Annotated in this window: 6 protein-coding genes; all 6 read right to left on the reverse strand. The window is 44.9% G+C overall.

The annotated features are described in order from the left end of the window. Positions 1-1,456, reverse strand: a 1,456-nt coding sequence (gene der / locus AB4232_RS21225; RefSeq protein WP_372087949.1) for a ribosome biogenesis GTPase Der, incomplete at its 3' end; no start/stop codon positions are given. A gap of 158 nt (positions 1,457-1,614) precedes the next feature. After that, positions 1,615-2,775, reverse strand: coding sequence for an outer membrane protein assembly factor BamB (bamB, locus tag AB4232_RS21230; RefSeq protein ID WP_371710205.1), 1,161 nt, complete (start codon positions 2,773-2,775; stop codon positions 1,615-1,617). A gap of 10 nt (positions 2,776-2,785) precedes the next feature. Beyond that, the gene (locus AB4232_RS21235) at positions 2,786-3,400 is read right to left on the reverse strand and encodes a YfgM family protein (protein ID WP_065678454.1); all 615 of its coding nucleotides are present in this window, start codon (positions 3,398-3,400) and stop codon (positions 2,786-2,788) included. A 76-nt stretch (positions 3,401-3,476) separates the two neighbouring features. Further along, complete coding sequence (gene hisS / locus AB4232_RS21240) at positions 3,477-4,745, reverse strand: histidine--tRNA ligase (RefSeq protein ID WP_012603314.1); 1,269 nt, start codon at positions 4,743-4,745, stop codon at positions 3,477-3,479. Positions 4,746-4,815: 70 nt separating this feature from the next. After that, on the reverse strand, positions 4,816-5,937 hold the full coding sequence (gene ispG, locus AB4232_RS21245) for a flavodoxin-dependent (E)-4-hydroxy-3-methylbut-2-enyl-diphosphate synthase (RefSeq protein WP_009848294.1): 1,122 nt from the start codon (positions 5,935-5,937) through the stop codon (positions 4,816-4,818). A gap of 7 nt (positions 5,938-5,944) precedes the next feature. After that, positions 5,945-6,901: a cytoskeleton protein RodZ gene (rodZ, locus tag AB4232_RS21250; RefSeq protein WP_372087950.1), complete on the reverse strand. Its 957-nt coding sequence runs from the start codon at positions 6,899-6,901 to the stop codon at positions 5,945-5,947. Positions 6,902-7,247 lie beyond the last annotated feature (346 nt).

The following is a 7,247-nucleotide window of genomic DNA, read 5'->3' on the forward strand; positions in this document are numbered from 1 at the left end:
TCATACGTTTACGTTTACGTTCTTGAGAAATTGTCAGCTTGTTAGTCTTAGCTTCAAATGGGTTCTCGCTGTTCTGGAATTGAATGCGAATAGGTGTACCCATAATTTCTAGTGAACGACGGTAGTAGTTCATCAAGAATCGTTTGTATGAATCTGGCAAGTTACGTACTTGGTTACCGTGGATAACGATAATCGGTGGGTTGTAGCCACCAGCGTGCGCGTATTTCAATTTAACACGACGACCACGAACCATAGGTGGTTGGTGATCATCAGTCGCCATCTTCATGATACGAGTAAGTACAGAAGTACCAACACGAGTCGTTGCTGACTTATAAGCTTCTTGAACAGACTCAAACAAGTGACCAACACCAGTACCGTGAAGTGCAGAGATAAAGTGAATACGTGCGAAATCAACGAAACCTAAACGACGATCTAGTTCTTTCTTAACACGATCTTTAACGTCGTTATCTAGGCCATCCCACTTGTTTACGGCAATAACAATTGAACGACCAGCATTCAACGCAAAGCCTAACAAGCTTAGATCTTGATCTGAGATGTTCTCGCGAGCATCGATAAGCAGTAATACAACGTTAGCATCTTCAATCGCTTTCAGTGTTTTAACCACTGAGAACTTCTCAACTGTTTCGTTGATATTTTTACGGCGACGAACACCCGCAGTATCAATCAGAACGTATTCACGCTCATCACGCTGCATCGGAATGTAGATAGAGTCACGAGTTGTACCTGGCATATCGTAAACAACAACACGTTCTTCACCAAGAATACGGTTAGTTAGTGTTGATTTACCTACGTTAGGACGACCAATGATCGCTAGCTTAATCGGTTGATCTTGAAGGCGCTTGAATTCTTCTTCCGCTTCTTCTTCAGTGAAATCAACTTGCTCTTCTTCTTCGTCTTCAAATTCAGTTAAATCGCTTACTTCGCCATTCTCAGCTTTTAACGCTTCAGCGAATGGGTTTAGAGCAAGATCAATCAACGCAGTTACACCACGACCGTGCGCTGCAGCGATTTGGTACATGTCTTCTACGCCTAGTTGCCAGAAATCAGCACTTGCAGCATCAGGGTCGATACCATCAACCTTGTTTACTACTAGCATTGAAGGCTTTTCTAGTTGACGAAGGTGCTTAGCAATAGCTACGTCTGAAGGTGTTAGACCCGCACGGCCATCTACCATAAATAGAACGACATCAGCTTCATCAATCGCCGCGAGCGACTGTTCAGCCATTTTAGTTTCAACACCTTCTTCGGTACCGTCGATACCACCAGTGTCGATAACAATAAAGTCATGCTCGCTAAAATGAGCATGACCGTATTTACGGTCACGCGTTAAGCCAGGGAAATCCGCAACCAATGCATCACGAGTTCGAGTCAATCGGTTAAATAACGTAGATTTACCTACGTTCGGACGCCCTACTAGAGCAACAACAGGTACCATAACAACCTCTACAATTTCTTCTCTAAATGTAGTTATAGGTAAGCACTTGATCGCAAGTTTAAACTCTTACCTATAACCACACGGTTTATTAATTTATAACAACAAAACGGCTCCTAGCTGTTACCAACCAGGAGCCGACTGTGAATTATATCACGCTTTTATTGGCTAATCGTTAGTTTCTTTACATCGCCATTGCGAGTCGTCACTAAGTAGCCTTCAGGCATTTCAATTGGCGCAACCGCAAAGCCGCTATCATCGACCAACTGTTGAGCAACAAACTCACCCGATGAACGATCTAACCAGTGCAGATAACCTTCAGTATCACCAACAACTACATAACCATTAATAATAGCAGGTGCTGTCAGTAAGCGGTTTTCTAACAATGGAGTGCTCCACAGTTCAGTACCACTACGCGCATCAACCGCAACCACATGGTCTTTGTCAGTCACAACGAACAAACGGCTGCCATCACTTGCTAAATCAATCGCTGACGAGTAGTTACGTTTCCAAACTGGCTTACCAGAACGAAGATCGATAGCAATCAGCTGACCATTGATACCTACGGTATACAGGGTGCCGCCAAGAACAATTGGTGATGCATCAACATCAACCAAACGATCAATTTCCGTTGCGCCTTTTGGTGTACCTACTGGCTGTTGCCAAATAAGCTGACCACGATCAACGATAGCTGCGGCTAAACGACCATTTGCCGTACCCCAGAATACACCACCTGAAACCGTAACAGGTGAGCTATCGCCACGAAGTGTTAGGCTTGGTACTTCTGTACTGATGGTCCATTTTTGCTCACCGCTTTCTTGATCTAACGCGGTCAACATGCCACGACTGGTATGAACAATAACCATGTTGCTTTCAGTTGCTGGGGATGCAAGCACCTCACCATTCACTGATACACGCCACAGCTCTTCACCGGTTGATTCATCCAGCGCGATCACTTCGCCATTTTCAGAACCAACAAATACCTTGCCGTAAGCTGCCGTTAAGCCACCCGATAAACGAGCCAGTACTTCTTTCTCAAGATCGACTTTCCAAAGCTCTTTACCTGTTTCAGGGTCAAGCGCTTTAACCATACCTTCACGGCTTGCAACAAATACTTTGTCGTAAGCCAATTCTGGCGTTAGTTTTGAAAAGTAGTGACCAACACCATCACCAACCGACGTAGACCATTCCTGGCTAGGAGTAAACTCGCTGTTTACCGTTGGTACTGGTGCCATGATTACGGTGTCTTCTTCACTTGCACAGCCCGCTAGCAGGCCAAGAGCAATCGCACACAACGCCGCTTTTGGAAACATCTTCTTCATTCAAAGCGCCTTATTTAGCTAGGTCGTCAAGTTTGATTTGAAGCGTTTGGCTCGCATCAGCAGCTTGTTGAGCTTCAGAGTATGCACTGTAAGCTGCATCTGTGTCGCCTTTACGAAGTGAGATATCACCACGCAGTTCAGCAACACGGCCTTTCCAAGATTCGTCAGTCATCGCTTCAAGATCAGTCAATGCTGCGTCAAATTCACCTTGCTCAGCTTTGATACGAGCAACACGGTAAGTCAGTAGTGGCGCTAATGCCGCGTCCTTAGTTGCCGATTTTGCCCACTCAAGTTGTTCTAGTGCAGCTGTAAGGTCACCCGCTTGAACTTGCGCTTTTGCTAATTGCATAGCAGCAAGTACTGAATATTCAGCGTCTTTGTTTGCGTCGATGAAAGCTTGAATATCAGATTGAGCATCAACGCCTTTAGCATCTAGAGCTGAGATTGCAGAGGTGTAGCTTTCTGAAGCGGCTTCACGCGCTTCAACGACTGAATCTTGGTAATAGCGCCAACCAAATAGGCCACCTAAACCAATAACCGCACCAAAGATTACGGCTTTGCCATTCTCTTTCCACCAATCTTTAATGGCTTCAACTTGTTGCTCTTCGCTATCGTAAAGTTCCACTTCCTGTCCTCTTTAATTCTTTAAACGCCAGCATAGTGCTGACGTTGATATTCATGATGAGCGTTTGCTCAATGGCTTAGATTAACGCAGCAACTTTTTCTGCAACTTCCGTTTGAGACACGGTTTGTTGCTCGCCGCCAACCAAATCTTTTAGCACAACTGTATTGTCAGCAACTTCGTTCTCACCAAGTACCAACGCCACAACAGCTCCTACTTTGTCAGCACGTTTGAATTGCTTCTTGAAGTTACCACCACCGAAGTGGTTCATCACACGTACGCCTTCAACGGTGTCGCGTAATTGATTCGCTAACTGCATGCCCGCGATCATTGTACCTTCGCCAGCAGCAACCATGTATACGTCAACACTACGACGAACTTCTGTAAGCTCTAGCGTTTCCATCATAAGGACTAGACGCTCTAGACCCATAGCGAAGCCAACCGCATTGGTTGCTTTGCCGCCTAGTTGTTCAACAAGACCATCGTAACGGCCACCACCACACACTGTACCTTGGGCACCAAGGCTGTCTGTGATCCACTCAAATACGGTGCGGTTGTAGTAATCTAGACCACGCACTAGACGCTCATTAACTTGGTATTCGATACCAACAGCGTCAAGAAGTTCACACAAACCAGCAAAATGTTGCTTCGATTCTTCACCTAAATATTCAGATAGTCGAGGTGCGTCACCTAAGATCGCTTGAACATCCGGGTTCTTAGTATCAAGTACACGTAGAGGGTTAGTGTGCATGCGACGTTTGCAGTCTTCATCTAACACATCAATGTGTTGCTCAAGGAAAGCCACTAACGCTGTACGATAGCTTACGCGATCTTCTTGAGAACCGATTGAGTTCAATTCAAGACGAACGTGCTTATCGATACCTAGTTCACGCCATAGACGTGCTGTCATCATAATAAGTTCAGCATCAACGTCTGGACCGTCTAGGCCAAACACTTCAACACCACATTGGTGGAATTGACGGTAACGACCTTTTTGAGGACGCTCGTGACGGAACATCGGGCCCATGTACCATAGGCGCTGCTCATCACGGTTGATAAGGCTGTTTTGAATACATGAACGTACACAACCTGCTGTGCCTTCTGGACGCAGCGTTAGGCTGTCGCCATTACGGTCATCAAAGGTGTACATCTCTTTAGAAACAACGTCTGTCTCTTCACCAACCGCACGGCTAAATAGGTTCGTTTCTTCAACGATAGGCATACGTACTTCGTTGTAACCGTATGCACTCACCACACTTTTAACTGCGCTTTCTACTTTCTGCCACAGTGGTGATTGAGTTGGTAGGCAGTCGTTCATGCCTCGAATTGCTTGGATATTTTTAGCCACAGTATTTATTCCGTAATTTCTCACGACCAGGTATCAGTGCGAATAGACAATCACACCCCATCGCGTTGTATTAATCTTCTAAGTTTTCTACATCAATGCGATTTGCTTTATCAAGCACTGATGCTTTTGCACGAATCTTAGCTTCAAGTTTGTCGACAAGGTCATCGTTATCGAAGCGCTCTTTCTGACGCTTACCGTCTTCGTAAAAAGCACTCTTACGTGCACTACCAGCTAGACCTAAGTGAGACACTTCAGCTTCACCAGGGCCGTTAACCACACAACCGATGATAGATACATCCATTGGAGTAATCACGTCTTCTAGGCGCTCTTCAAGGGCATTAACGGTGTTAATAACATCGAACTCTTGACGAGAACAGCTCGGGCACGCAATGAAGTTGATGCCACGCGAGCGAATGCGCAAAGATTTAAGAATATCAAAGCCAACTTTGATCTCTTCAACAGGATCAGCCGCTAACGAGATACGCAGCGTATCGCCGATACCTTCAGAGAGAAGCATGCCTAAACCTACCGCTGACTTCACAGAACCTGCACGCGCACCACCCGCTTCGGTAATGCCAAGGTGAAGAGGTTGATCAATCTGCTTAGCAAGCAAACGGTAAGAACCGACGGCTAGGAATACATCAGACGCCTTAACGCTGACTTTAAATTGATCAAAGTTCAAACGGTCTAGGATGTCGACGTGACGCATTGCAGATTCAACAAGCGCTTCTGCTGTAGGCTCTGTGTATTTCTCTTGGATCTCTTTTTCAAGAGAACCGCCGTTAACACCAATACGAATCGGAATATTCATATCACGAGCACAATCCACAACAGAGCGAATGCGGCTTTCGTTACCGATGTTACCTGGGTTGATACGCAGACAGTCAACGCCGTATTCAGCCACTTTAAGTGCGATACGGTAGTCGAAGTGAATATCAGCAACCAAAGGAACAGAGACCTGCTGCTTGATTAGCTTAAAGGCTTCAGCTGCATCCATAGTCGGTACAGATACGCGAACGATATCAGCGCCAACTTTTTCCAGAGCTCTAATTTGAGCAACGGTCGCGGCTACATCTGTTGTTCTTGTGTTGGTCATGGATTGCACAGCAATTGGTGCACCATCACCGATCGGCACATCACCCACATAAATACGGGTTGATTTGCGACGAATAATAGGAGATTCGTGTTGCATATTAACTCTAAGGTAAGGTTATTCTAGCTACTTTGCCTGAAGTATACCCAGAAAGGTCGACAGGTTCACTTGCAAATGTCATCGATACGCCCTCTGGCGCACCTAGAATCACTTTATATGGCGCAGTTCCTGATAGATTTAACGACTGGCCTGCTTTTTTGATGCCAGTCGACAAGGTTTTGCCCGAAGCATCTTTCACTTGGATCCAGCAATCAGCAGAGAACTGCATCACTAACTCGTTAATCACAGCTTCAGGCGCAGTGCTTGCTTCAACAGCTTCTGCATTAACAGCATTAGCAGCAACTTCAGCAGTTGGTTCTGTCTCTGTTGCTTGCTGTGCAGTAGTTTCGTCAGTTGATGTAACAGAATCTTCCGCATCGCTTATCGCAGCAAGGTCATCAGTACCTTCAACAACAGAAGTACCCTCTTCATTTTGTTCAGCTTCAATCACTTCTAAAGAGGTGAATTCAGGGGCAAATGATTCTTCTACAGCTAGCTCTTCTGAGCTTTCAGTATTAGCTAAAGATTGAGATAGGGTGTCTTGTTGTTGGTTCTGCCACCACCACAGTGAGGAGATACCCGCAATTACCGCAAAAATGCTCCAAGTAAGGATCATAATACGGCTGTTGTGCTTCTCGGTTTTAGTCTTACGAGAAAAGCTCAACATTTCTTGTTCTTGATGTTGAGCGTCACCAGCATGATGGAGTGCGCTCAATACGACCTTTTCGTCAAGATTGACGTATTTCGCGTATGAACGAATGTAGCCACGCATAAAGGTGGCAACTTGATCTGACTCGAATTGGTTTTCTTCAATTTGTTGGATCAGCGTAACGCGCAGCTTTAAACGATCAGAAATCTGCTTTTGTGTTAAACCAAGAGATTCTCGTTTATTTTTAAGCAGCGTTCCCGCTTCGATTTCTGGAGCGACAGTTTCTTTTGTTTGTGTTTCGTGTTCTGTGTTCATAGAGAGTGAACTTCTAAAGTATTATCGCAGGTTGATGAGAGCATTTTTATTGTCGTTTAAGCTCAATCTAACAACCCACTTTATGTGGAATTTTTCCTGTTATCTAAATCATCAACCCTTAAAGACGAACATCACCCATTGACTATGGATGACCTTCTCAGGAAGCTAGTTTATCAAGTAGCCAACCTAAATAGACACATTGATGATTATCGGGTAACAAGCGAGCACTTAAATTAATTTAAGATGAGTTAATCATAAGCTAATGCCATTGCAAGGCAAAAACACTTTAAACAAAATTTACCGTCAGCTCATGGTTTTGTCCAAAATTTGACGAAAAATGTAAGAA

This window comes from Vibrio sp. 10N.286.46.A8, from assembly GCF_041470165.1.
GTDB lineage: Bacteria > Pseudomonadota > Gammaproteobacteria > Enterobacterales > Vibrionaceae > Vibrio > Vibrio tasmaniensis_A.